Origin of the sequence: Methylobacterium sp. Leaf361 (assembly GCF_001424445.1) — a bacterium.
Classification (GTDB): domain Bacteria; phylum Pseudomonadota; class Alphaproteobacteria; order Rhizobiales; family Beijerinckiaceae; genus Methylobacterium.
Genome location: NZ_LMPY01000011.1, coordinates 31,582 through 54,955 on the forward strand (window position 1 = coordinate 31,582; position 23,374 = coordinate 54,955).

Here is a 23,374-nt window from a genome sequence, read left to right on the forward strand (position 1 = left end):
GCCGCTTCGCCGGCTTGGGGGCCGTAGTCGGGACCGGCGTGGCGGGTGAGAACGCACCGAGGCGTGCCGGTCGATACAGAGAACTCGCCGTTCACTCTCGAGCCGCGTCGAAGAGCGACGTCAGCATCCTGAGCATACGCTCTTCGCGGCGCCGTGTCCGCCCTTCAGGAGCGCCGCCATCGCCGCTTCGCGATTGTACTCCGACATGATCCTCTTGGTGGCGAGATCCTTATCGAAGCCGGGAATGTTGTCTTTCTGTGTGGCCGAGGCTTCTCCGACGCCGGCACCGTTCGACATGCGGGACAGGCCGGAATAGATCGGCGGCTTCGTCAAATTCTCCGGACGGAGACTCTTCCAGCTCATGCGGTTGCGCATCGAGGAATCGAGAACCGCCAGAGGGTTCACACCGCTCTGGCCGATCTGCGCGTCCGTGAGCTTCAGAGTGCCGGGAATGACGACGGGGAGCGGATCGATATCGGGCTCAGCACGCGGTGCCGCGGCGCCCACGAGCGGGCCCGTCGACGCGGTTGCCGCAGGCATCGCGGTCGGGGGCGGCAAGGCGCTGTAGGCAGTCGGCATCAGCGGCGCGTGGGAGCACGCGCCTAGAGTGAGCACCGCCACGAGCGTTCCGATTCGTCTGAAAGCCATGGTCGCCCTCGCGCTGCGCCGGGCCATTCTAGCCAAGCTTGCACATGACATACCAGTGTTGGGCGGGGTGAGTCCAACCCCTATAAACTGGCTACAGCAATCTCCGAAGTACGCAATGACCAAAAGTAGTATAGGGGCTCAGTGGCCATTCTTGCCGACGGATCCCGGCGATGGGCTCCGTCTCGCGACAAGTGATTTTCGGCCCTGATATGAACAGCTCCGATTTCCGTGCATCTAAGACAAATCGAATTTCGATGATGTATCTAACGCAGTAGATTTGTCGATTGAAGCTCACAGCTACGCTCTCGGTTGTCCCTGTCCTTCATGCGAAGTTGGTTGCGGTGTTCGGGTCGGAAGGTGTCCGTGCCCGCGAGAGCGGGGTCGCGGGTCTCCGGGCAGTTAAAGAGAGCCCCGATAGATCGTCCTCGCCGTCGAAGAGGCTGCGCCTACTGGCCCAGTTGGGCACGAGATCGCCACAGTTCGGCCGAGCACGTTCGATCTGTGAGCATTCATGACGCTGCCTGCAGGTAGGACGCCACGCGACACGCAGGTTGGGGGCGGCCCGGGCGGTGCGGGGCAAGCCGACGACGTCAATTGACCGAGTCGGCCGCCGCACGAGCGCGCGGCGGGCAGGCAGGGGCCGCGCAGATCCGCACCGCGCTCCGTCGGTCACCGTCCCCGGAACGCGGCGTCCAGCGCGTGCGAGACACGCGCCAGGATCCCGGCGCGGGCGGCGGCGTCGGAGCCGATATGCGGGTCGCGCTGCACACACGGGTCCGCGTAGGTGAACGGCGTGGCGTCCGGGCCCGCCACGAGGGCGCCGTCCGCCGCCTCGCTTATCGCGCAGGCGCGGACGGTCTGCGCGCCCCGGGCGACCACGGGCTGGGTCGGCCCGGCCGGGTTGTCGAAGACGTGCTGCGCTCCTGGAAAGACGGTCAGGTCGACATCGGCGCCGGCCGCCCTCAGCCGCTCCGCGTAGGCCGCGCAGGTGGCGGCGGGATTGTAGTCGTCGCCGCCGCCACCGAAGATCCGGATCGGCCGATCCGCCACGGCCGTGTCGTCCCGGAAGCGGATGGAGCAGTCCGGGTAGACCGGCAGGTAGAGCGCGGGGATCACGCCGGAGCGGTTCCAGGCCGCGTCGAAGCGCTTGAGGCTGGCATAGAGCGCGGCCTGCCCGCCGCGCGAGAAGCCCATCACGGCGATCCGCGCCGGGTCGACCCGCGGATGCTTCGCCAGCACGCCCAGCGCCCGGTAGATGTCGAGGATCAGGTTCGTGCGCGCCAGGAGGCTCTGGTCGGTGTTGACGCTGGTCAGGCCGCGCCCGGTGAAGCCGTCGATCGCGAAGGTCGAGATCCCGCGCGCCGCCAGCGCCCGCTGCCAGAACTCGATGTTGCCGCCCAGACCCCCGGAGCCGTGCATCAGGATCACGGTCGGCAGGCGCTCGGTCCCCGCCTTGGCGATGCGCAGGATCCCCGCGACCGTGACCGGCTTCGCTCCCTCGGACGTGCCGGTGAGGAACTGCCGGTCGGTCAGCGTCAGGCTCTCGAACGGGTGAACCTCCACGCGGGCGGCGTAGCTGCCGAGATCGGCGACGCCGTCCGCTGCGGGCCCGGCGGAGGCCGCCGGCGTGATGCCGGCCAGCAGACAGGCCGCCAGGAACAGGATCGATCGCCGCATCGGAACGCTCCGCCACCGGGCGGCAGCCTAGCAGCGGCGCGGGCGGCCTGTCGCCGCGGGATGGACCGGAACCGGTTTCCTCTCGCTGCCCGATGTCAGGCCCCGGGGGCGAGGGCTACGCGGCCGCGCGGTCGGCCAGGTAGGCGCGCCAGCCGCCGAAGCGCGTGATGTCGGCCGCCCCGTCGAGGCCGGCTTGCTCGACCAGGAAGCCCTTGGGCGCCGTGCCGTCGGCGAGCCGCAGCGTGCCGATGCCGAGCGGTGCCGGGATGGCGCCGACGAAGCGTCCGAACGCGGCGGGCGGCAGGGCCCACACCTCGGTTTCGATGGGGGCGCCGTCCCCGGCCGCCACCCGGAGCAGCCCCGGGCGCTGCGGCGGGCCGCCCGGCAGGGCGTAGAGGCGATAGTCCCGGGCTGTCGGCACGGCGCGCAGGAAGCGCCCGCCGCAGCCGGCCAGCTCGCGGTTCAGCGGCAATCCTGAGAGATGCGCCCCGACGACCGCCAGCTCGATCGCGTCCGGTCCGGCCGCGGCCGGCCCCGGCTCCACGACCGTCACCGGCATCGTGCCCGCGCCGATCCGCGGCGCCGAGGCCGCGTGCAGGCGTGCCCCGAGGGCGGCGAGGAGCCCGTCCGAGCCGCGCGGCGCCAGCAGGGTGATCCCGGCGGGGAAGCCGTCGGCGCGGGGCCGGCCCGGCACCGCCAGGGCGCACCAGTCCAGCAAGTTGACGAAGTTGGTGTAGGTGCCGAGCTCGCTGTTCGGCCCGATCGGGTCGGCCGCGACCGCCGCGCAGGTCTGCGGCCGCGGGTAGGTCGGCACGGCGAGGACGTCGATCCGGTCCCAGACCGCGTCCGCGGCCCGGCGCAGCGCCGCGAGGCGGTAGAGGCCCGCGAAGGCGTCGGCCGCGCTGTGGCGCTCGGCGGAGGCGATGACCGCCCGCGTCGTCGGGTGGAGGATGTCGGGGCGCGTCTCCATCACCGGGCGGATCGCCGCGTAGCGCTCGGCGACCCACGGGCCGTCGTAGAGCAGGGCCGCGACGGCGAACATCGGCGCGAGATCGACCGGCGCCGCCGCCCCGGCGAGGGCTTCGAGATCGGCGACCGTCGCCGCGAAGGCCGCCTCCGAGAGCCCGTCGCCGCCGAAGCGGAGGTTCGCCGCGTCCGGGAGCCCGAGGCGCAGGCCCGGCGGGAGGGCGGCGGGGGCGGCCGGCACCGGCAGGGCCCGCGACCAGGGATCGGCGGCATCCGGACCCAGCATGACCCGGAAGGCCGCGTCGGCGTCGGCCACGGTGCCGGCGAAGACCGAGAGCGTGTCGAGGGTCCGGCAGGCCGGCAGCATCCCGCGGCTGGAGATCGCCCCGAGGGAGGGCTTCAGCCCGACGACGTTGTTGAGCGCCGCCGGCACCCGGCCCGACCCCGCCGTGTCGGTGCCGAGCGCGAAGGCGACGATCCCATGGGCCACCGCCACGGCCGAGCCGCTGCTGGACCCGCCGGGCACGTAGGCCGGATCGATCGCGTTGCGCGGGGCCGGGTAGGGGGTGCGCAGGCCGACGAGCCCGGTGGCGAACTGGTCGAGGTTGGTCTTGCCGATCAGGATCGCGCCGGCCGCGAGGAGACGCGCCACCGCGGGCGCGGTCTCGGCGGGGGTATGGGCGAAGTCCGGGCAGGCGGCAGTGGTCGGCAGCCCGGCGACGTCGATGTTGTCCTTGACGGCGAAGGGCACGCCCCAGAGCGGCATCGCCGCGGGGTCGAAGGGCGGGAGCGCCGCCGCGGCTTCGCGAGCATCCGCCTCCGGGACGAGCGCGAGGAAGATGCCGGGATCGTCCACCGCGGCGAGCCGCCGGTAGGCCTCGGCCACGACGGCGCGCGGGTCGAGGCCTTCGGCGTAGGCCGCGTGCAGGAGCGGGATGGTCGGGAAGGGGGGCACGGTCATTCCTCGCAGCGAGGCTCAGGATTCGTCGCCGGTGGCGCGGTACCAGTCGAGGATCTCGACCCCCTGCATGAACACCGCGTCGTCGCGGGCCAGGACGGCGTCGAGCAGCCGCTCCAGCAGGCCGATCCGGTGCGGCACGCCGGTGATGTAGGGGTGGATCGCGAAGCCCATCACCTTGGCCCCGCCGAGGGAGCCGGGGCCGGCGGCCTCGGCGGCGAGCCGGTCGAGATGGGCGAGCGCCCGCTCCACGAACTCGTCGGCCCGGTGGTGCTGGATGGCCAGAAGCGGGATGTCGTTGAGCTCGACCGAGTAGGGGAGGGCGACGAGGTCGCCCGTGCGCGTCGCCACCCGGCAGGGGCGGTCGTCGGCCACGAAGTCGCCGACGTACTCGAGGCCGGCCGCGTGCAGGTGGTCGGGCGTGTCCAGGGTCTCGGTGAGGCCCGGCCCGAGCCAGCCGCGCGGCGGGCGCCCCGTGGTCGCGGTGATCGCCGCGACGGTGCGGGCGATCATCGCCGGCTGGTCCGGGATCCGGTGCGTCGGGACCTGGTGGAAGCCGTGGGCCATGAACTCCCAGCCGGCCGCGTGGGCGGCCTCGGCCACGCGGGGATAGGCCGTGCAGACCGAGCCGTTGATCGAAAGCGTCGGGCGGATTCCGCGGCTGGCGAAGGCCTCGAGGAAGCGCCAGAAGCCGACCCGCATCCCGTACTCGTGCCACGCCCAGTTGGGGATATCCGGGAGCAGGCTCGCGGCGGTCGGCGGCACCAGGATCTGGCGCGGCATCGGGTTGTCGATCAGCCAGTGCTCGACGTTGACCACCGGCCAGACCGCCACGTGCTTACCGCCCGGCAAGGTGAGGCGCGGCCGGTCCACGGCGGCGCGGTAGGCGAGGCGATTCTCGGGCCGGCGGGGATCGTCGGGCGCGGTGTCCATCAGGCGGCGGCCCGCGGGGCGTGGTGGCTGTGGAGCTGGGCCGCGAGAATCCGGCGCAGGTCGTTGAAGGCCGGGCTCGACACGTCGCGCCGCCGCGGCAGCTCGACCGGGTGGATCGCCTCGATCCGGCCGGGGCCGGGCGACATCATCACGATGCGGTCCGCGAGGAAGATCGCCTCCTCGATGGCGTGGGTGACGAACAGGATCGTCAGCCCCGTCCGCGACCACAGGTCGAGCAGCTCGTCCTGCAGTCGCTCGCGGGTCATGGCGTCGAGCGCCCCGAAGGGCTCGTCCATCAGCACCACCTCGGCCTCGTTGGCGAGCACCCGGGCGATGGCGACCCGCTGCTTCATCCCGCCCGAGAGCTGGTGCGGGTAAGCGTCGGCGAAGGCCTGGAGGCCGACCAGGGCGATGTAGCGCTCGGCGGTGTCGCGCACCTCGGCGGCGGGCCGCCCGCGGGCCTTCGGGCCGAAGCCGATATTGTCCCGCACCGTGAGCCACGGGAACAGGCCGTAATCCTGGAAGACCATGCCGCGGCTCGGCCCCGGCCCGGCGATCGGCTTGCCCCACATCAGGGCCTGCCCGGCGGTCGGGGCCTCGAACCCGGCGGCGACCCGCAGCAGCGTCGACTTCCCGCAGCCCGAGGCGCCGAGCAGGCAGACGAATTCGCCGCGGGACACCGTGAGGTTCGCCTCGCGCAGGGCCTCGGTCCGGCGGCCGCCCGCCGCGTAGGTCTTGGAGACCGCCCGCATGTCGAGGATCGGGATCGTCGGATCAGCCATGATTGGGGCTCCAGGCGAGCAGCCGGCGGCCGAGCTGCATGACCAGCCAGTCGGAGACGAAGCCCGCGACCCCGATCACCGCCATGCCGCAGATCACGATCTCGGTGCGCGAGAGCTGGCGCGCCTCCATGATGATCGCCCCGAGGCCGGTCTGGACGCCGGTCATCTCGCCGACCACGATCACCACCCAGGCGAAGCCCAGCCCCAGCCGCAGGCCGGTGAAGATCGACGGCAGCGCCGCCGGCAGCACCACGCGGACGAGCTGGGCCGGCCCGGTGCAGCCCAGCATCGCTGCCGCCTCGAACAGGCGCGGCTCAACGGAGCGGACCCCGAACACGGTGTTGACCAGGATCGGGTAGAACGCCCCGAGGAACACGAGGAAGAAGGCCGAGCGCGGCCCGAGGCCGAACAGGATCATCGCCAAGGGCAGCCACGCGGTGACCGGAACCGGCCGCAGCACCTGCAGGACGGGATCGAGCAGCGCCCGGATCAGGGGCACGCGGCCGATCAGCAGGCCGAGCGGCAGGGCGGCGGCGGCCGCCAGCGCGAAGCCGCCGTAGACCCGGCTCAGCGACGCCGCGAGATGGGTCCAGAGCGTGCCGCTGAACGCGTCGTCGTTGACGCCGCCGACCGCGAGATCCCGCATCTCGGCCCAGACCTCCGCGGGGGGCGGGATCAGGCTGTAGGGCCGGCCCGCGGTGGTGACCTGCCAGACCGCGACGAGCGCGGCCGGCACCACGCAGGCGAGCGCCAGCCGGCGCAGGTGGGCGAGCCCGGGCCCGGATCCGGCCCGGCGGGAGGGCGCCGGCGTCACCGCCGCCGGCAGGGCGCCGGCCTCGATCCCGGTGCTCACGCCCGCCCCAGCGCGTCGACGAAGCGGGTGTCGATGAAGCCGGGCTCCGGCAGCCGCTTGATCTGCTTGAGCGCGAGCATGTGCTGCGCGTAGGCATCGGCCTGCCGGATCTCGTTCGGCCCGAGGCGCCAGGTCAGCTCGACGTTCGGGGCCGAGAGCTCGAGCGCCTCGCGCTTCTGGCCGAGCTTCGCCACCGCCATGGCGATCATCGCGTCGCGGTCGCCGGCCGCGAAGTCCGTCGCCTTGCGGTGGATATCCAGCATGGTCCGGACGAGGTCCGGCCGCTCGGCCAGCGTGTCGCGGTGGGCGCCGAACACCATGTTCAGCGCGCCCATCTCGGTGCCGTAGGGGTACTCGACGAGCTGGCCGACGCCCGAGGCGAGGCTGACGCCGGGGCCCGGCTCGGCGCCGACATAGGCGTCGACGTCGCCGCGGGCGAGGGCGATGTGCATCTCCGAGAAGGAGACGCGCACGGGGGTGATGTCCTTCACCGAGAGCCCCTCCATGCGCATCCGCTCCAGGACGAAGACCTCCTGGGTGCTGCCGGGCCAGATCGCGACGCGCTTGCCGCGCAGGTCCTTGATGGCGTGGATGTCGGAGCCCTTCTTGGCGATCACCGCCATCCCGCGGTTGCAGGTGGAGGCGATGACCACGAGCGGCTCGCCGGCGGCGGCGCCCAGCGTCGCGGCGGCGATCCCGAAGGTGCCGAAATCCACCGACTTGGTGACCACGGCGTTCTTGCACTCGGTCGGGCTCTCGAAGGGCACAACCTCCACATTCACCCCGGGCGGGGTGAAGCGCGCGTAGAAGCTCGGCGCGATCGAGTGGATCAGCTTGAGGGAGCCCATCCGGATCGTGACGGGTGCGCCCTGGGCGCGGGCCCGGGCCAGGGGTCCGAGGGCGAGGCCGGCCCCGAGACCGGCCAGGAGGGTGCGGCGGCGGATCATCGAACGGCTCCTGAAGGGTCCCGATGTGCCGACGCTACGGGCACCACCTGTTGCGAGGAAGTGCTATTTTCTGAGCGTGCCGTTGCCTCTCGGGCAACGGTCGGGCAGGGTGCGGGCGTGAAGCACCTGCGCACCGTCACCTACGTCGCCGAGGTCGCCCGCGCCGGCTCGATCCGGCGCGCCGCGGAGCGCTTGAACCTCACGCCCTCGGCCCTGACCCGGCAGATCCAGGATCTCGAGTACGAGCTCGGCACGCCGATCTTCGAGCGCCTGCCGCAGGGGATGCGGCTCAACGCGGCCGGCGAGCTCTTCGCCCGGCACATCCGCGACCAAGCCGCCGATCTCGACCGGGTCCGCTCGCAGATCGCCGACCTGTCGGGCGTGCGGCGGGGGCACGTGGCGCTCGCCTGCAGCCAAGCCTTCGTCACCCAGGTGGTGCCCGAGGAGGTCGAGGCCTACCGCGCCCGCTTTCCGCAGGTCGGCTTCACCGTGCAGGTCCGCGACCACGCCCAGGCGGTGACAGCCCTGGCGGAATTCGAGGCCGACCTCGCCCTGATCCTGCAGCCGCCGCCCTCGGCGGAGCTGCACCCGCTCTATTCCGGCCATCAGACCCTGTGCGCGCTGATGCGCAGAGGCCACGCGCTGGCGGCGGAGAGCGGGCCGGTGCGGCTGCGCGACTGTCTCGCGCACGCCCTGGCGCTGCCCGACCGATCGCTCGCCATCCGCCACCACATCGAGCATGCGCTGGCCCGGCGGGGCGTCGAGCTGCGGCCCGTGGTGGAGTCGGGCTCGCTGGAGTTCCTGCGCAACCTCACCCTGCGGGAGGACGTGGTGAGCCTGCAGGTGCCCAGCGGCATCCCGGAGGACCCGCGCCTGCACAGCCGGCCGATCGACACCCGCGACCTCACCCCGATGACGCTGGTCCTGGCGCAGCTGCGCGGGCGCTCGCTCTCGGTGGCCGCCGCCAAGTTCGCCGATCAGCTGGTCGTCCGGCTGAACCGGGAAGGGGCCTGACCGTGAAGAGGCCTCACCGGGACGGGGCCTGACCGGCGTCCCGCTCAGGCGGGCAGGCCGGCTTCGGCCAGCGCCGCGGCGTATCGCTGCCCCAGGGCGGCGACCGGGAAGGGGATCCGCGCCAGGAAGCCCGAGACCGTCAATCCGGGCTCGATCGCCAGGAGCTCGGCCACCGCCTGCCGGGCGCGCTCCGGCTGGCCGAGCCCGACATGGGCCACGGCGAGCGCCCGCAGGGCGACGGCGAAGCGCCGGTTCTGCGCCAGCGCCCGCTCGGCCCACCGGATCGCCTCGGGATAGTCGGACTCGCTGACCGCCGCGACCGCCATCACGCCCGACATCAGCCAGCCGCGCGGATCCCGCGGGTTGAGCTGCAGCGCCCGCTCGACCATGGCGCGTCCCGCCTCCGCGCGGCCGCACATGGTCTCGATCCAGCCCGCGAGGGTGAGCGCCAGGGCGGAGTTCGGGTTGACGAGCAGCGCGCGGCCGAACAGGTCGCGTGCCCGGTCCCGCCCGGTCTCCGACATGTTCCAGACCGCGAAGGCCGCCATCCACAGCACCTGCGCGTCCCCGGGCGCGCGCTCGACCGCGCCCCAGGCCAGCCGCACGGCCGCCGCGCGCTCCGCGTCGCCCTGCGCGATCCAGCCCTGGAAATGGCACTGCGCCCGGCAATAGGCCGCGGCGGCCATCGCCGGTGCGTAGCCCGGGTCGAGCGCCAGGGCCTCGTCCAGGTGATCGAGCGCCGCCGCCATGCCGGCGGCGGTGAAGTCGGCGAGCCGGGCATTGGCCCGGAGCAGCCGGTCGTAGGCGTCCGGATGGGCCGGCGCGTCGCGGCCGAGCCGGCCGATCTCCGCCAGCTGGAGGGTGGGCTCGATCGCGGCGGCGGCGCGCGCGGCGACCCGCTCCTGCAGGGCGAAGACGTCGTCGAGCCCGCCGTCGAAGCTGTCGGCCCAGAGATGGGCGCCGGTCCCGGCATCGACCAGCTGGCCGGTGATCCTCAGGCGCGACCCGCCGCGGCGCACGCTGCCGGCGACCACGTAGCCGACGCCGAGCTCCTGCCCGACCCGGCGCACGTCGATCGCCGCGCCCCGGTAGGTGAAGGTCGAGTTGCGCGCGATCACGAACAGGCCGCTGACGCGGGACAGCGCCGTGATGATCTCCTCGGTGATCCCGTCGGCAAAGTAGTCCTGATCCGGATCCGCGCTCATGTTGGTGAAGGGCAGGACCGCCACCGCGGGCAGGCGCGGCCCGGTGCGCCACGTGACGCCCGGCTCCGCCGCGTCTTCCGGAGAGATCCCGGGCGAGACCTCCGATGCGGCCTCCCGCACGGCGCCGACGAAGCGCACGCCCTTGCGCGGGAGCGTCCGGATCCAGCGCTGCTCGGTTCCGGTGTCGCCGATCGCCGTCCGGGCCGCGTTGATCCGGCTGCCGAGGGTCGCCTCGGAGACGATGCGCCCGTTCCAGACCGCCCCCAGCAGGTCGTCGCGGCTCACCACCCGGTCGCGCCGCTCGATCAGCACCCGCAGGAGATCGAAGACCTGCGGCTCGACGGCGATCTCGGCGCCGTCCCGGCTGAGCTCGCGTCGGGCGGAATCGAGGGCGAAGGGTCCGAACCGGTAGATCACGGGGCGTTCCTGGGCGGGGCCATGTCCTTGTTCCGCGCCCTGCTCACCGAACCGGTCTCCGCGGCGGAGGGCGCTCTAGCACGGGCTCGGGTGGGCATAAAACATGGGCCTCTGAAGGTGTCCTCAAGGTCCTCTCAAAGCGCGGTGTCGAACATCGGGATAGGTTTCGCTCCATCGAAGACTTTCCAACGAGGGAGCCGTCCATGGCCCGCGAGACCGATCCCGACACATCCGCCTGGAGCCGCCGCCGCCTCCTGAAGAGCGCGGTAGCCACCGCCGCCCTCGCCGAGCTCGGCCTTGGCGGGACCGCGCGGGCGCAGGGCGACTCGGCCCCCGGCGCCCCGGTCCCCGGCGCCGTGCCGGGCGTCCTGAAGCAGGTCGAGGCCGGCGTGCTCGACGTCGGCTACGTCGAGGCCGGTCCCGCCGACGGGCCGGCGGTCATCCTGCTGCACGGCTGGCCCTACGACATCCACGCCTTCGCGGAGGTCGTTCCGGTTCTCACGGCGGCCGGGCACCGGGTGATCGTGCCGTACCTGCGCGGCTACGGCACCACCCGTTTCCTGGCGTCGGACACAGTCCGGAACGGCGAGCAGGCGGCACTCGCGGTGGACGTCATCGCCCTGATGGACGCCCTGAAGATCCCCCAGGCCGTCTTGGGCGGCTTCGACTGGGGCGCGCGGACGGCCGACATCGTCGCGGCGCTGTGGCCGGAGCGGTGCCGGGCGCTGGTGGCGGTCAGCGGCTACCTGATCGGCAACCAGGAGGCCGGCAAGAAACCGCTGCCGCCGCGGGCCGAGCTGTCCTGGTGGTACCAGTTCTACTTCGCCACCAGCCGGGGGCGGGCCGGCTACGAGGCCTACCGCGCCGACTTCGCCAAGCTGATCTGGCAGACCGCCTCGCCGCGCTGGCGCTTCGACGACGCCACCTTCGCGCGGAGCGCCCCGGCCCTCGACAACCCGGATCACGTCAGTATCGTCATCCACAATTACCGCTGGCGGATGGGCCTCGCCGAGGGCGAGCGCCGGTACGACGCGCTGGAGAGCCGCCTCGCGCAGGCGCCCACGATCGGCGTGCCGACCATCACCCTGGAGGGCGACGCGAACGGCGCCCCGCATCCGGACCCCGCCAGCTACGCGGCCAAGTTCACCGGACGCTACGCGCACCGGCTGATCACCGGCGGGATCGGCCACAACCTCCCGCAGGAAGCCCCGCGCGCCTTCGCGCAGGCCGTGATCGACGCGGCCGCGGCCTGACCGCGCCGGCGCGGCCGGATCATCCCCGGACACACGATCATCCCGAGACGATGACGGAGGTTGCCATGCGGTTCCTGGCTGTCGCGCTGCCGGCCCTGCTCGCTGCGGGCCTGATTTTGGGAGGCTCCGCGGTGCGCGCCGTGGATGCCGGGACCGCCCCGGCGGCCTCGCCGATCTACGGCGTCACCGTCCCGGACGGGTACCGCGACTGGCAGCTCGTCGGCGTCGCGCAGGAGACCGGGGCCCTCGACGAGCTGCGCGCCGTGGTCGGCAACGCGCGGGCGCTGGACGCCTACCGGTCCGGCACCCTGCCGTTCCCGGACGGGACGGTGCTGGTGAAGCGTGCCTGGACGCGGGTGCCGTCCGCGGAGTTCGCCCCGGCCTTCGTGCCCGGCGGCGCCACCACGGTCCAGGTCATGGTGAAGGATTCGCGGCGCTACGCGGCGACGGGGGGCTGGGGGTTCGGGCGCTTCGTCGACGGCAAGCCCGCGGACGCGGCCCAGCACGAGACCTGCTTCGCCTGCCACAGCGCGAATGTCCGGGACCACGACTACGTGTTCACGCGGCTCGCGCCCTGAGGCCGGCCGCCGCCCGGACGGCCGCCACGACGCCCCTGTCAGCGCGCGGCTTCCCTCAACGTCCGCTCGCTGTCGCGCCTTGCGTCTCCCGTCAGCCGGCGCCTACACCTTTGCCGGCTCAAGCTCGGCCCGGACCGGGCGGGACATGACGGCGCCGGCCCGAGGCACGGCCCCGCAGGGAGGATAGCGCGTGACGATCGCCCGATACGGCGCAGCCCTGGCGCTGCTCTGCGGCTTCGGTTCCCTCTCGCCCCTCAGGGCCGACGAGTGCCCCAACCGCGGCCAGCTCGACGACGCCTACTGCGACGCCAACAAGGATCTCGTCGCCGACGTTCCGGCCAAGACCCGCGACCCGAGCGTCATCGTCTTCGCCTACACGCCGGTGGAGGATCCCGCGGTCTACGAGAACTCGTTCAAGCCGTTCACGACCTACCTGAGCCAGTGCACCGGCAAGCGCGTCGTCTACTACCCGGTCCAGTCGAACTCCGCCGAGATCGAGGCGATGCGCTCCGGCCGGCTCACGGTGGCGGGCTTCTCGACCGGACCTCTCGGCTTCGCGGTGAACATGGCCGGCGCGATCCCGTTCGCCGCCAAGGGCACCGAGAAGGGCGCCGAGGGCTACAACCTGATCGTCGTGGTCAAGGCGAGCAGCCCGTACAAGACGCTGGCCGACCTCAAGGGCAAGCGCGTGGCCCACACGGCGCCGTCGTCGAATTCCGGCAACCTCGCGCCCAAGGCGCTGTTCCCCGAGCAGGGGCTGAAGCCCGGCGAGGACTACAAGCTCATCTACTCGGGCGGCCACGACAAGTCGGCGCTTGGCGTCGGCACCGGCGACTACGACGCCGCCCCTGTGGCCTCCGACGTGTTCTACCGGATGGTCGCCCGCGGCACGATCAAGGGCGACGATTACCGGGTGATCTACACGAGCGAGAAGTTCCCGACCTCGGGTTTCGCCTACGCCCACGATCTCAAGCCGGAACTCGCCGAGAAGCTGAAGCAGTGCTTCTACGACTTCCGCTTCCCGCCCGACATGGTGAAGGATTTCGAGGGCGACGACCGGTTCGCGCCGATCACCTACCTCAAGGACTGGGCGATCGTCCGCAAGGTCGCGGAGGAATCGGGCACGCCGTACAACAAGGTCGCCTACGAGCGCGAGGCCGCCCGCGAGGCCGAGGCGGCACGCAAGAAGGCCGCGGGCGCGCCCAAGCCGTGACGCAGGCGTTGACGTCGGCCGTGACGGCGAGGAGCGCGGCGCGCGCGGTGGCGGCCGGATCCGAGGGCGATCCCCGGGCGGAGGATCCGCGCGCGCTGGTGATTCGCGGGCTGACCAAGGCGTACCGGGCCGGCCAGCCGGTCCTGAAGGGCATCGACCTCGTGGTGCCCGGCACCGGGCTCACGGCGATCATCGGGCCGTCCGGCACCGGCAAGAGCACCCTGATCCGCTGCATCAACCGGCTGGTCCAGCCGACCTCGGGGGAGATCCTGTTCCGCGGCGAGGACCTCGCCCGGCTCTCCGGCCCCGCCCTGCGCCGGGCGCGGCGCCGGATCGGGATGGTGTTCCAGGAGTACAATCTCGTCGAGCGCCTCTCGGTGATGGAGAACCTGCTCTGCGGCCGCCTCGGCTACGTGCCGGCCTGGCGCGCGTGGCTGCGGCGCTTCCCCGAGGCGGACATCGCCCGCGCCTTCGACCTCCTCGACGCGGTCGGCTTGTCGGGCTTCGCCACCCGCCGGGCCGACGCCCTGTCGGGCGGGCAGCGCCAGCGCGTCGGCATCGCCCGGGCGATCATGCAGGAGCCCGAGATCGTGCTCGCCGACGAGCCGACCTCGTCCCTCGACCCGAAGAGCTCCGTCGAGATCATGGAGATCCTGTCCCGGCTCGCGGCCGAGCGCGGCGTGCCGGTGGTGGTCAACATCCACAACGTGGCGCTCGCCCAGCGCTTCGCCGCCCGGATCGTCGGCATGTCGGGCGGGCACGTGGTCTATGACGGGCCGCCGGACCGGCTGAGCGAGGCCGACCTGCGCGGCATCTACGGCGGCGAGAACTGGCTCGAATGAGCGCGCCCGCCCACCCGGCCTCCCCCGACGCCTCCCCCGACGCTTCCCCCGACCGCGTCGCGTTCCGGCCCAACTGGACCGCCCGCGCGGGCTGGGCGCTCCTCGCCGTCTACGCGGTCTACGCGGCGACCCAGCTCGGCTTCTCGCCCTCGCGCTTCGCCGGCGGCCTCGCCCACGGGCAGCAGTTCCTGGCCCGGATGTTCCCGCCGAACTTCTCCCGCTGGGAACTGATCCAGTCGGGCATCCTCGAGAGCCTGCAGATCGCCGTGATCGCGACGGTGGTCGGCATCGCGGTCGCCCTGCCGATCGGATTCCTGGCGGCCCGCAACCTGATGCCGCCTTGGGTGACGTGGCCGACCCGGATCCTGATCGCGCTCTGCCGGTCGTTCCACCCAATCATCGTGGCGATCCTGTTCGTGAAGGCGATCGGGTTCGGGGCGCTCGCCGGCGTCATGGCGCTGATCGTCGCCTCGGTGGGCTTCATCGCCAAGCTGTTCGCCGAGGCGATCGAGGAGATCTCCCTGAAGCAGGTCGAGGCGGTGCGGGCGACCGGCGCCGGCTTCCTGTCGACCCTGATCATGGGCGTGCAGCCGCAGGTGCTGCCGCGCTTCATCGGGTTCGCCACCTACCAGCTCGATTCCAACCTGCGGAACTCGACCATGGTGGGCATTGTCGGCGGCGGCGGCATCGGCGCGACGCTGTTCACCGCCTACCAGCGCTTCGACTTCGACGTGGTGCTGGCGATCCTGATCGTCATCGTCGCCCTGATCATGGTGGCCGAGATCGTCTCCGGCTGGGCCCGCAAGGTGTTCCAGTGAGCGTCGCCCTCGCGCCCGCGTCCGCCGACCCGCGCCGCTGGCAGCGCTTCCCCCTGTGGAAGCGGCTGGCGCGGCTCGCCTTCACGCTCTGCGCGGTGGCGGCCTTCGTGGCGAGCCTGCGCACCATCGAGGTGATCCCGGAATTCCTCTACGACGCCCCCGACCAGCTGGCCGACCTGTTCGGCCGGATGTGGCCGATGGATGCCGGCTATGTCGGGCCGACCCTGCGGGCGCTGGTGGAGACGCTCCACATCGCGACGCTCGGCACCCTGATCGCCATCGCGATCGCGGTGCCGATCGGGCTGATGGCGGCCCGCAACGTCACGCCCAACCGCGCGCTGAACCTCTTCGCCAAGTTCGTGTTCGTGACCTCGCGCTCGGTGAACTCCCTGGTCTGGGCGCTGCTGTTCGTGGCGGTGTTCGGCCCCGGTCCGCTGGCCGGGACCCTGGCGATCGCGCTCCGCTCCGTCGGCTTCACCGGAAAGCTGTTCGCCGAGGCGCTGGAGGAGGCCAATCGCGGCTCGATCGAGGCCCTGCAGGCCGCGGGTGCCGGCCGGATGTCGACTTTGCTGCTCGGCTACTGGCCGCAGGTGAAGCCAGCCTTCTGGTCGATCGCGCTGTTCCGCTGGGACATCAACATCCGCGAATCCGCCGTGCTGGGGCTGGTCGGCGCGGGCGGCATCGGCGTCGCGCTCGATACTGCCCTGAACCTGCTCTACTGGGACCAGGTTGCCGTGGTGCTCGCCGCGATCTTCGGCGTCGTCATCCTGGCCGAGATCGTCGTGACGGCGCTCCGCGCCCGGACGCTCTGAGACGGGCCCCGGTCAGCGCCCCAGCGACATGCCGAGCGGCGGCTCGACCTCCGGCGGCAGCGGCGAGACGTAGCCCGCCGCGCCGACCCGGCGGGCGAGATCCGCCTTGGCGGCGTCGCGGAGGGCCGCGTCGGTCACCGCCCGGGCCCCGGTGGCGGCCATCGCCTTGGCGACCTGCACCATCGCCTTGTGGGCCGCGGGGGTCTTGCCCTGCGCCACCACCTGCCAGGTGTGGAACGGCGTGCCGATGGCCACCGTGGGCGCGTGGGCCTGGACGGTCGGCACCACCCAGCTGACGTCGCCGACGTCGGTGGACCCCACCGCCGGGTTGCGCGGCGCGTCGAGGGGCACGAGGAAGTCGGCGAGCGGCGCCTCGGTGCGCGGCATCCCCACGGCGCGGAACACAGCGTCGATGTCGCCGTCGGTGAGCGTCGCCCGGATCTTGCCGGCGAAGTCCCGGTCGGCCTCGTTGAAATGCGGCGGCCCGAGCTCCTCCATGACGCCGTGCAGCGCCCGCTCCAGGGGATCGTTGCCCAGCAGGTTCGACACCGCGCTGACGATCCGCACCTCGACGGCGGTCTCGGTCATCAGGGCGGCGCCCTGCGCGATCTTCTTCACCCGCTCGACCAGCGCCAGCATGCCGGGCAGGTCGCGGGCCCGGATCGAGTAGCGCACCGTCGCGCCGGCCTGGACGACGTTCGGGGCGATGCCGCCGGCGTCGAGATAGGCGTAGTGGACCCGCGCGTCGGACGGCATGTGCTCGCGCATGTAGTTCACGCCGACGCTCATCAGCTCGACGGCGTCGAGCGCCGAGCGCCCGAGATGGGGCGCGGCCGCCGCGTGGGCGGTGCGGCCGGTGAAGACGAAGTCGGCCCGGGTGTTGGCGAGGGCGACCGGCGGTGCCACCTCCCAGAAGCTGCCCGGATGCCAGGTGATCGCGATGTCGGCGTCCGCGAAGGCGCCGGCGCGGACCATGAAGGCCTTGGCGGCGCCGCCTTCCTCCGCCGGGCAGCCGTAGTAGCGCACGCGGCCGGGCGTCCCGGTCTCGGCGAGCCAGTCCTTCAGCGCGGTGGCGGCGAGCAGAGCCGCCGAGCCGAGGAGGTTGTGGCCGCAGCCGTGGCCGTGCCCGCCCGCCTCCACCGGCCGGTGCTCGGCGACGCCGGCCTCCTGCGACAGGCCCGGCAGGGCGTCGTACTCGCCGAGGAACGCGATGACCGGCCCGCCGTCCCCGGCCTCGCCCATCACGGCGGTCGGGATGCCGGCGACTGCCTCGGTGACCCGGAAGCCCTGGTGGCGCAGTTCGGCGACGTGCTCGGCGCAGGAGCGGCTCTCCGTGTAGCAGACCTCCGGCATGCCCCAGACCCGCTCGGACAGGGCGATCAGCCGTTCCGACTGCGCGTCGACGTGGCGCCACACGGCGTTGCGGTTGTCCATCGGGTCCACTCCGGGAAAGCTGCGCATCGAGGTCGCGCCACCATAGCGGGCTCCGCGCCGTCTTCGCGAGCGCAGCGAAGCGACCCAGGGTTGCGCGCCCTCGGGAAGCGTGGCGCCGCTGGATTGCTTCGCTCCGCTCGCAAGGACGGACACGGCGCGAGCCCCGCTGCTGCCTGACCGCATGCACTGCCCAGGCCATGCTCCTGCCCGAACCAAGCGTCCGTCGACACGTTCCGATTGAACCGTCACTGGCCCGCCCCTTGCCAAGGCCGCTGCCGGAATGTTGCTGTGCCTGTCACGGCGGTAAACGGGAAAGCGTACATGGACGAGCGGGATCTGCGCGGCCTCATCGGGCAGGTGAAGGACGGCCGCCTGTCGCGGCGCGCTTTCGTGCAGCGGATGGTGGCTGTGGGCCTCACCGCGCCCATGGCCGGTCTGATGCTGGCCGGCAACGGGGTCGCGATGGCGGCCGATATCCGGGCCGGCTACAAGCCGACCAAGGCCGGCGGCGGCGGCGCGCTCAAGCTGCTCTGGTGGCAGGCGCCGACGCTGATCAACCCGCATTTCGCCGTCGGCACCAAGGACCAGGACGCCTCGCGGATCTTCTACGAGCCGCTCGCCGCCTGGGACGCGGACGGCAACCTCGTGCCGGTGCTCGCCGCCTCGATCCCGTCCAAGGAGAACGGGGCGCTCGCCGCCGACGGCCGCTCGGTGGTCTGGACGCTCAAGCCCAGCGTGAAGTGGCACGACGGCAAGCCGCTCACCGCCGACGACCTCGTCTTCACCTGGGAATACGCCCGCGACCCCGCCACCGCGGCGGTGACGGCCGGGTCCTATAAGGATTGCAAGGTCGAGAAAGTCGACGACCTCAGCGTCCGGGTTCTGTTCGACAAGCCCACGCCCTACTGGTGCGACGCCTACGTGGGCATCGTCGGGATGGTGCTGCCGAAGCACCTGTTCGGACCCTACAGCGGCGCCAAGTCCCGGGACGCGCCCCAGAACCTCGCCCCGGTGGGCACCGGCCCGTACCGGTTCGTGGAGTTCCGGCCCGGCGACATCGTCCGCGGCGAGCGCAATCCCGACTACCACCTGCCGAACCGCCCGTACTTCGACACGGTCGAGATGAAGGGCGGCGGCGACGCGGTCTCGGCCGCCCGCGCCGTGCTCCAGACCGGCGAGTACGACTACGCCTGGAACATGCTGATCGAGGACGAGGTGCTGAAGCGCCTGGAGACCGGCGGCAAGGGCCGGGTCGACGTGGTCTACGGCGGCAAGCTCGAGTTCCTGCTCCTCAACGCCGCCGACCCGAACGTCGAGGTCGACGGCGAGCGCGCCTCGATCACCACCAAGCACCCCGCCTTCTCCGACCCGAAGGTGTGCCAGGCGATGAACCTCTTGGTCGACCGCAAGTCGATCCAGACCTACATCTACGGCCGCACCGGCAAGCCCACCGCCAACACGGTCAACGGCCCGGAGCGCTTCGTCTCCAAGAACACGAGCTTCGCCTTCGACCCGACCAAGGCCAACGCGCTCCTCGACGAGGCCGGCTGGAAGAAGGGCTCGGACGGCATCCGCGCCAAGGACGGCAAGAAGCTCAAGCTGGTCTTCCAGACCTCGATCAACGCCCCTCGCCAGAAGACGCAGGCGATCATCAAGCAGGCGGCCGCCAAGGCCGGCATCGAGATCGAGCTGAAATCGGTGACCGGCTCGGTGTTCTTCTCCTCCGACCCGGCCAACCCCGACACCTGCACGCATTTCTACGCCGACATGGAGATGTACGCCTACAGCATGACCCAGGCCGATCCGGCGATCTGGCTGCTCATGTACGCCTCCTGGGAGGTGGCCCAGAAGGCCAACAAGTGGCAGGGCCGCAACGTCGTGCGCTGGCGCAACGACGCCTACGACAAGGCCTACAACGCTGCCCAGAGCGAGCTCGACCCGGTCAAGCGCGCGGCGCTGCTGATCACCTGCAACGACCTCGCGGTCTCCGAGAACGTGCTGCCGCTGATCCACCGCGCCGAGGTCTCGGCGGTGGGCGCGACGCTCACGGCGCCCCGCAGCGGCTGGGACAACGACCTGTCGTTCCTGCCCGACTGGTACAGGGAGGCCTGAGCGGGAGCGCCGCGCCATGGGCGCCTACATCCTGCGACGGCTCCTGATCGCGATCCCGAGCCTACTCGGCATCAGCCTGATCCTGTTCACCGTCCTGGCGCTCGCGCCGGGCGACCCGTTCGGCGAGCTCGCCAGCAACCCGAACGTGCCCCCGGAGGTGCGGGCGGCGCTCCGCGTCAAGTTCGGCCTCGATGACCCGATCCTCACCCGCTACCTGCACTGGCTCACCGCCATGCTGCAGGGCGACTGGGGCTTCTCCTTCGCCAGCCGGGTGAACGTCGACACGCTGATCCTGCAGCGGCTGCCGACGACCCTGTTCATCGTCGGCTCCTCCCAGGTGCTGGCGCTGCTGATCGCCGTGCCGGTGGGCCTCTACGCCGCGCGCCGGCCCTACTCGCTCGCCGACCAGGTCGCCAACACGCTGGCCTTCGTGGGCTTCTCGCTGCCGACCTTCTTCACCGGCCTGCTGTTCATCCTGCTGTTCTCGATCAAGCTCGGCTGGCTGCCCTTCGTCTACCAGGCCGACCTGCCGGGATCCGGCCTGCCCTGGCTCTGGGCCAATGTCCGGCAGGCGATCATGCCGGTGGCGGTGCTGGGCTTCTTCCAGGCCGCCTCCTATACGCGCTACGTGCGCGCCTCGGCGCTGGACGTCGCCCGGCTCGACTACGTCACCACGGCCCGCGCCAAGGGCCTGACCGAGGGCACGGTGACCCGCCGGCACATCGCCCGCAACGCCCTGATCCCGGTGGTGACGCTCGTCGCCCTCCAGATCCCCGCGGTGTTCGGCGGCGCCATCGTCACCGAGCAGATCTTCCGGATCCCCGGCATCGGCTCGCTGCTGATCGACGCGATGCTGTCCAACGACACGCCGGTGGTGATGGCGGTGACCTTCGTGTTCGCCGGCCTCGTCATCCTGTTCAACCTCGTCGCGGACCTGCTCTATGGCTGGCTCGACCCTCGCATCGCCCTCCGATGAGGCGGTGCCCGTCGCCCGCGCGCCGGCCTCGCCGGGGCGGGAGACGTGGCGGCGCTTCCGACGGCACCGGCTGGCGCTCGCCAGCGTCGGCGTGCTGGCGCTCCTCGTCGCCGGCGTGGTGTTCGGCGGCCTGCTCTGGCCGGTCGCCATCGACGACATCGACTTCGCGGCCCAGCTCCAGGGCCCGTCCTGGGACCACCCGTTCGGCACCGACGATCTCGGCCAGGACCTGCTCGCCCGGATGATCTACGGCGGCCGGATCTCGCTCGCGGTCGGCTTCGCCGCCATGGCGGTGGCGAGCCTGATCGGCGTGCTGGTCGGCGCGCTCGCCGGCATGTCGCGCCGGTTCCTCGACCCGGTGCTGATGTGGCTGACCGACCTGTTCCTGTCGCTGCCGCAGCTGCCGCTGCTGCTCCTCGTGATCTACCTGTTCCGCGACAGCCTGAAGGCCGTGTTCGGCAGCCAGGGCGGCGTGTTCCTGATGATCGTCGCGGTGATCGGCGGCCTGCGCTGGATGCCGGTCGCCCGGCTGGTGCGGGCGCAGTTCCTGTCCCTGCGCGAGAAGGAGTTCGTGGAGGCGGCCCGCTCGCAGGGCGCGACGACCGGGCACCTCGTGCGCCGCCACATCCTGCCGAACGCGCTCGGTCCGGTGATCGTGGCGGCCTCGATCGAGGTCTCGTCCGCGATCATCGCGGAATCGACGCTGTCCTTCCTGGGGCTCGGCTTCCCGCCCGACATCCCGACCTGGGGGCGGCTCCTGTTCGACGCCAAGGACCATCTCGACGTCGCCCCGCACTGGGCGCTGTTTCCCGGCGGGGCGATCTTCCTCACGGTGCTGTCGATCAACTTCATCGGCGACGGCCTGCGCGACGCCCTCGACCCGCGACGGGTTCTCTAGCGATGACGGATCCAGTGGACCCGATCCTCTCGGTCTCAGACCTCACCGTCTCCTTCCGCTCGGACGGGCGCTGGCGCGAGGTCGTGCACGGCGTCTCGTTCGACGTGGGCCCGCGCGAGACCGTGGCCCTCGTCGGCGAATCCGGCTCCGGCAAGAGCGTCAGCGCCCTCTCGATCCTGCGCCTCCTGCCGCGGGACGCGAGCCGTATCGGCGGGCGCGTGCGCTTCGAGGGCCGCGAGCTGCTCGCCGCCCCCGAGGCCGAGATGCGGCGGGTGCGCGGCGATTCCATCGCCATGATCTTCCAGGAGCCGATGACCTCCCTGAACCCGGTCCTGACCATCGGATTCCAGATCGCCGAGGCGCTGATCCGGCACCGGGGCCTGTCGCGGTCCGCGGCCGAGGCGGAGGCGCTCCGGCTCCTCGACAAGGTCCGGATTCCGGCCGCTCGCTCGCGCCTGCACGAGTATCCGCACCGCTTCTCCGGCGGCATGCGCCAGCGGGTGATGATCGCCATGGCGCTCGCCTGCCGGCCGACGCTCCTCATCGCCGACGAGCCGACCACGGCGCTCGACGTCACGATCCAGGCCCAGATCCTCGACCTCATCAAGAGCCTGCAGGACGAGGAGGGCATGTCGGTCCTGTTCATCACCCACGACATGGGCGTGGTCGCCGAGATCGCCGACCGCACCGTGGTGATGTACCGGGGCCGCGCCGTGGAGGCCGGCCCGACCGCGCGGATTTTTTCCGAACCCACCGAGCCTTATACGCGGGCGCTGCTGGCCGCGGTCCCGCGCCTCGGGACCATGGCGGGCCGGGCCCGCCCGATGCGCTTCCCGGTGGTCGACCGGGCGACCGGCCTCGCGGCACCGACGCCCGAGACGCCCGACACCGTCAGGGCCGCCGAGCGCCCGGTGCTGGAGGTGCGCGACCTGACGACCCGGTTCGACATCCGCTCCGGGCTGCTCGGCCGCGTGACCGGCCGCGTCCACGCGGTGGAGCGGGTCTCGTTCAGCCTCGCGGCCGGCGAGACCCTGGCGCTCGTCGGTGAATCCGGCTGCGGCAAGTCCACCACCGGGCGCTCGATCCTGCGCCTCGTCGAGCCGCTCTCGGGCTCGGTCCTGCTCGACGGCGAGGACATCACGGGCCTCGATCCCAAGACCCTCCGCGCCCGCCGCCAGCGCATGCAGATGATCTTCCAGGACCCGTTCGCCAGCCTCGACCCGCGCCTGAGCGTCGGTGCGGCGGTGGCGGAGCCGCTGCTGATCAACCGCCTCGCCGCGCCCCGCGAGGCCCGGCGGCGGGCGGAGGATCTGCTCGCCCGGGTCGGGCTTCCGCCCGAGACCGCCGCGCGCTTCCCGCACGAGTTCTCCGGCGGCCAGCGCCAGCGCATCTGCATCGCCCGCGCGCTCGCCCTGAACCCCCGCCTGATCGTCGCCGACGAGGCGGTCTCGGCGCTGGACGTCTCGGTGAAGGCGCAGGTCGTGAACCTGATGCTCGACCTGCAGGCGGAGTTCGGCCTCGCCTACCTGTTCATCTCGCACGACATGGCGGTGGTCGAGCGGGTCAGCCACCGGGTGGCGGTGATGTATCTCGGCGAGATCGTGGAGATCGGCCCGCGCGCGGCGATCTTCGGCGACCCGCAGCACCCCTACACGAAGAAGCTGCTGGCCGCCGTGCCGGTCCCGGATCCGGCCCGGCGCGGCGAGCGGCACGCCCTGCCGGACGACGAGATCCGCAGCCCGATCCGGGCCCCCGACTACGTGGCGCCGGAGCGGCTCTACCGGGAGGTCGCCCCCGGCCACGTCGTGCAGGATTGGGGCACCGAGTGGGACGCGGGCGCCCGCCAGGGCGCGGCCGCCTGAAGCCGGCGGCCCGGACCCTCGCGCGCGATGCCGCGCGGTCCGCGACAGGATCCAGCGTAAAGCTTGCGGCACTGCTCGCAATACAGGCAATGTTGCTCAGAAAGCGATCAGTACCGGTAAGAAATCTTTGATTATTTCCGCATTAATGTCGGCCCTACACACGCGGTGTGTTGCCG

General features: G+C 72.0%; 20 protein-coding genes. 11 read left to right on the forward strand and 9 right to left on the reverse strand.

Features of this window, described 5'->3' with window-relative positions; translation table 11 throughout:
* Positions 1–120 precede the first annotated feature (120 nt).
* The 7 genes from ASG32_RS09140 to ASG32_RS09170 form a co-directional block, all read right to left on the reverse strand.
* Positions 121–621 carry a hypothetical protein gene (locus ASG32_RS09140; RefSeq protein WP_244491879.1) on the reverse strand — a complete coding sequence of 167 codons (501 nt, stop codon included), beginning with the start codon at positions 619–621 and terminating at the stop codon, positions 121–123.
* Between the two features lie 696 nt (positions 622–1,317).
* On the reverse strand, positions 1,318–2,325 hold the full coding sequence (locus tag ASG32_RS09145) for a dienelactone hydrolase family protein (RefSeq protein ID WP_056524875.1): 1,008 nt from the start codon (positions 2,323–2,325) through the stop codon (positions 1,318–1,320).
* A gap of 115 nt (positions 2,326–2,440) precedes the next feature.
* Positions 2,441–4,252 carry an allophanate hydrolase gene (gene atzF / locus ASG32_RS09150; protein ID WP_056524878.1) on the reverse strand — a complete coding sequence of 604 codons (1,812 nt, stop codon included), beginning with the start codon at positions 4,250–4,252 and terminating at the stop codon, positions 2,441–2,443.
* A 15-nt stretch (positions 4,253–4,267) separates the two neighbouring features.
* The gene (locus ASG32_RS09155; protein WP_056524881.1) at positions 4,268–5,182 is read right to left on the reverse strand and encodes a polysaccharide deacetylase family protein; all 915 of its coding nucleotides are present in this window, start codon (positions 5,180–5,182) and stop codon (positions 4,268–4,270) included.
* Entirely contained in the window at positions 5,182–5,964 is a 783-nt protein-coding gene (locus ASG32_RS09160) for an ABC transporter ATP-binding protein (RefSeq protein WP_056524883.1), read from the reverse strand. The genes ASG32_RS09155 and ASG32_RS09160 overlap by 1 nt, the downstream gene beginning before the upstream one ends.
* Positions 5,957–6,817 (reverse strand): ABC transporter permease, encoded by an 861-nt coding sequence (locus ASG32_RS09165; protein WP_056524886.1) that lies wholly within the window; start codon positions 6,815–6,817, stop codon positions 5,957–5,959. The genes ASG32_RS09160 and ASG32_RS09165 overlap by 8 nt, the downstream gene beginning before the upstream one ends.
* Positions 6,814–7,764: an NrtA/SsuA/CpmA family ABC transporter substrate-binding protein gene (locus tag ASG32_RS09170; protein ID WP_056524888.1), complete on the reverse strand. Its 951-nt coding sequence runs from the start codon at positions 7,762–7,764 to the stop codon at positions 6,814–6,816. Before ASG32_RS09170 ends, ASG32_RS09165 begins: the two co-directional genes overlap by 4 nt.
* Positions 7,765–7,881: 117 nt before the next feature.
* On the opposite strand from ASG32_RS09170, the gene ASG32_RS09175 reads away from it, so the two are divergent.
* Complete coding sequence (locus ASG32_RS09175) at positions 7,882–8,778, forward strand: LysR family transcriptional regulator (protein WP_042671102.1); 897 nt, start codon at positions 7,882–7,884, stop codon at positions 8,776–8,778.
* A 44-nt stretch (positions 8,779–8,822) separates the two neighbouring features.
* On the opposite strand, the gene ASG32_RS09180 is transcribed toward ASG32_RS09175, so the two are convergent.
* Entirely contained in the window at positions 8,823–10,400 is a 1,578-nt protein-coding gene (locus tag ASG32_RS09180) for a winged helix-turn-helix domain-containing tetratricopeptide repeat protein (protein WP_056524890.1), read from the reverse strand.
* A 203-nt stretch (positions 10,401–10,603) separates the two neighbouring features.
* Between ASG32_RS09180 and ASG32_RS09185 the strand changes: the two genes are divergently transcribed.
* From ASG32_RS09185 to phnE (ASG32_RS09210), 6 genes are all read left to right on the forward strand, one after another.
* Complete coding sequence (locus ASG32_RS09185; RefSeq protein ID WP_056524892.1) at positions 10,604–11,653, forward strand: alpha/beta hydrolase; 1,050 nt, start codon at positions 10,604–10,606, stop codon at positions 11,651–11,653.
* A gap of 65 nt (positions 11,654–11,718) precedes the next feature.
* Complete coding sequence (locus ASG32_RS09190) at positions 11,719–12,231, forward strand: cytochrome P460 family protein (RefSeq protein WP_042671122.1); 513 nt, start codon at positions 11,719–11,721, stop codon at positions 12,229–12,231.
* A gap of 190 nt (positions 12,232–12,421) precedes the next feature.
* Positions 12,422–13,444, forward strand: a complete 1,023-nt coding sequence (phnD, locus tag ASG32_RS09195) for a phosphate/phosphite/phosphonate ABC transporter substrate-binding protein (protein WP_056524895.1) — start codon at positions 12,422–12,424, stop codon at positions 13,442–13,444.
* Between the two features lie 47 nt (positions 13,445–13,491).
* Entirely contained in the window at positions 13,492–14,286 is a 795-nt protein-coding gene (gene phnC / locus ASG32_RS09200) for a phosphonate ABC transporter ATP-binding protein (RefSeq protein ID WP_056524898.1), read from the forward strand.
* On the forward strand, positions 14,283–15,104 hold the full coding sequence (gene phnE, locus ASG32_RS09205; protein WP_056524901.1) for a phosphonate ABC transporter, permease protein PhnE: 822 nt from the start codon (positions 14,283–14,285) through the stop codon (positions 15,102–15,104). The genes phnC and phnE (ASG32_RS09205) overlap by 4 nt, the downstream gene beginning before the upstream one ends.
* Positions 15,101–15,916, forward strand: a complete 816-nt coding sequence (phnE, locus tag ASG32_RS09210) for a phosphonate ABC transporter, permease protein PhnE (protein ID WP_020091220.1) — start codon at positions 15,101–15,103, stop codon at positions 15,914–15,916. Before phnE (ASG32_RS09205) ends, phnE (ASG32_RS09210) begins: the two co-directional genes overlap by 4 nt.
* A gap of 12 nt (positions 15,917–15,928) precedes the next feature.
* Here phnE (ASG32_RS09210) and ASG32_RS09215 read toward each other — a convergent pair whose 3' ends face one another.
* The gene (locus ASG32_RS09215) at positions 15,929–17,350 is read right to left on the reverse strand and encodes a M20 family metallopeptidase (protein WP_056524903.1); all 1,422 of its coding nucleotides are present in this window, start codon (positions 17,348–17,350) and stop codon (positions 15,929–15,931) included.
* Between the two features lie 321 nt (positions 17,351–17,671).
* On the opposite strand from ASG32_RS09215, the gene ASG32_RS09220 reads away from it, so the two are divergent.
* The 4 genes from ASG32_RS09220 to ASG32_RS09235 are packed head-to-tail and all read left to right on the forward strand — an operon-like array spanning position 17,672 to position 23,198.
* Positions 17,672–19,462, forward strand: a complete 1,791-nt coding sequence (locus ASG32_RS09220; protein WP_056524906.1) for a peptide ABC transporter substrate-binding protein — start codon at positions 17,672–17,674, stop codon at positions 19,460–19,462.
* A gap of 16 nt (positions 19,463–19,478) precedes the next feature.
* The gene (locus ASG32_RS09225; protein ID WP_056524908.1) at positions 19,479–20,438 is read left to right on the forward strand and encodes an ABC transporter permease; all 960 of its coding nucleotides are present in this window, start codon (positions 19,479–19,481) and stop codon (positions 20,436–20,438) included.
* Positions 20,404–21,336, forward strand: coding sequence for an ABC transporter permease (locus ASG32_RS09230; RefSeq protein WP_012321500.1), 933 nt, complete (start codon positions 20,404–20,406; stop codon positions 21,334–21,336). The genes ASG32_RS09225 and ASG32_RS09230 overlap by 35 nt, the downstream gene beginning before the upstream one ends.
* A 2-nt stretch (positions 21,337–21,338) precedes the next feature.
* A complete protein-coding gene (locus ASG32_RS09235; RefSeq protein WP_056524911.1) occupies positions 21,339–23,198 on the forward strand; it encodes an ABC transporter ATP-binding protein in 1,860 nt (619 codons plus the stop codon).
* Positions 23,199–23,374 lie beyond the last annotated feature (176 nt).

What these genes read in the sequence shown, in the direction of transcription:
- ASG32_RS09185 (WP_056524892.1), top strand. Translation starts at nt 10,604, where the DNA reads ATGGCCCGCGAGACCGATCCCGACACATCCGCCTGGAGCCGCCGCCGC.
- ASG32_RS09160 (WP_056524883.1), bottom strand. Translation starts at nt 5,964, where the DNA reads ATGGCTGATCCGACGATCCCGATCCTCGACATGCGGGCGGTCTCCAAG.
- ASG32_RS09225 (WP_056524908.1), top strand. Translation starts at nt 19,479, where the DNA reads ATGGGCGCCTACATCCTGCGACGGCTCCTGATCGCGATCCCGAGCCTA.
- ASG32_RS09170 (WP_056524888.1), bottom strand. Translation starts at nt 7,764, where the DNA reads ATGATCCGCCGCCGCACCCTCCTGGCCGGTCTCGGGGCCGGCCTCGCC.
- phnE (WP_056524901.1), top strand. Translation starts at nt 14,283, where the DNA reads ATGAGCGCGCCCGCCCACCCGGCCTCCCCCGACGCCTCCCCCGACGCT.
- ASG32_RS09145 (WP_056524875.1), bottom strand. Translation starts at nt 2,325, where the DNA reads ATGCGGCGATCGATCCTGTTCCTGGCGGCCTGTCTGCTGGCCGGCATC.
- ASG32_RS09230 (WP_012321500.1), top strand. Translation starts at nt 20,404, where the DNA reads ATGGCTGGCTCGACCCTCGCATCGCCCTCCGATGAGGCGGTGCCCGTC.
- ASG32_RS09190 (WP_042671122.1), top strand. Translation starts at nt 11,719, where the DNA reads ATGCGGTTCCTGGCTGTCGCGCTGCCGGCCCTGCTCGCTGCGGGCCTG.
- atzF (WP_056524878.1), bottom strand. Translation starts at nt 4,252, where the DNA reads ATGACCGTGCCCCCCTTCCCGACCATCCCGCTCCTGCACGCGGCCTAC.
- ASG32_RS09220 (WP_056524906.1), top strand. Translation starts at nt 17,672, where the DNA reads ATGGACGAGCGGGATCTGCGCGGCCTCATCGGGCAGGTGAAGGACGGC.
- ASG32_RS09155 (WP_056524881.1), bottom strand. Translation starts at nt 5,182, where the DNA reads ATGGACACCGCGCCCGACGATCCCCGCCGGCCCGAGAATCGCCTCGCC.
- ASG32_RS09235 (WP_056524911.1), top strand. Translation starts at nt 21,339, where the DNA reads ATGACGGATCCAGTGGACCCGATCCTCTCGGTCTCAGACCTCACCGTC.
- ASG32_RS09215 (WP_056524903.1), bottom strand. Translation starts at nt 17,350, where the DNA reads ATGGACAACCGCAACGCCGTGTGGCGCCACGTCGACGCGCAGTCGGAA.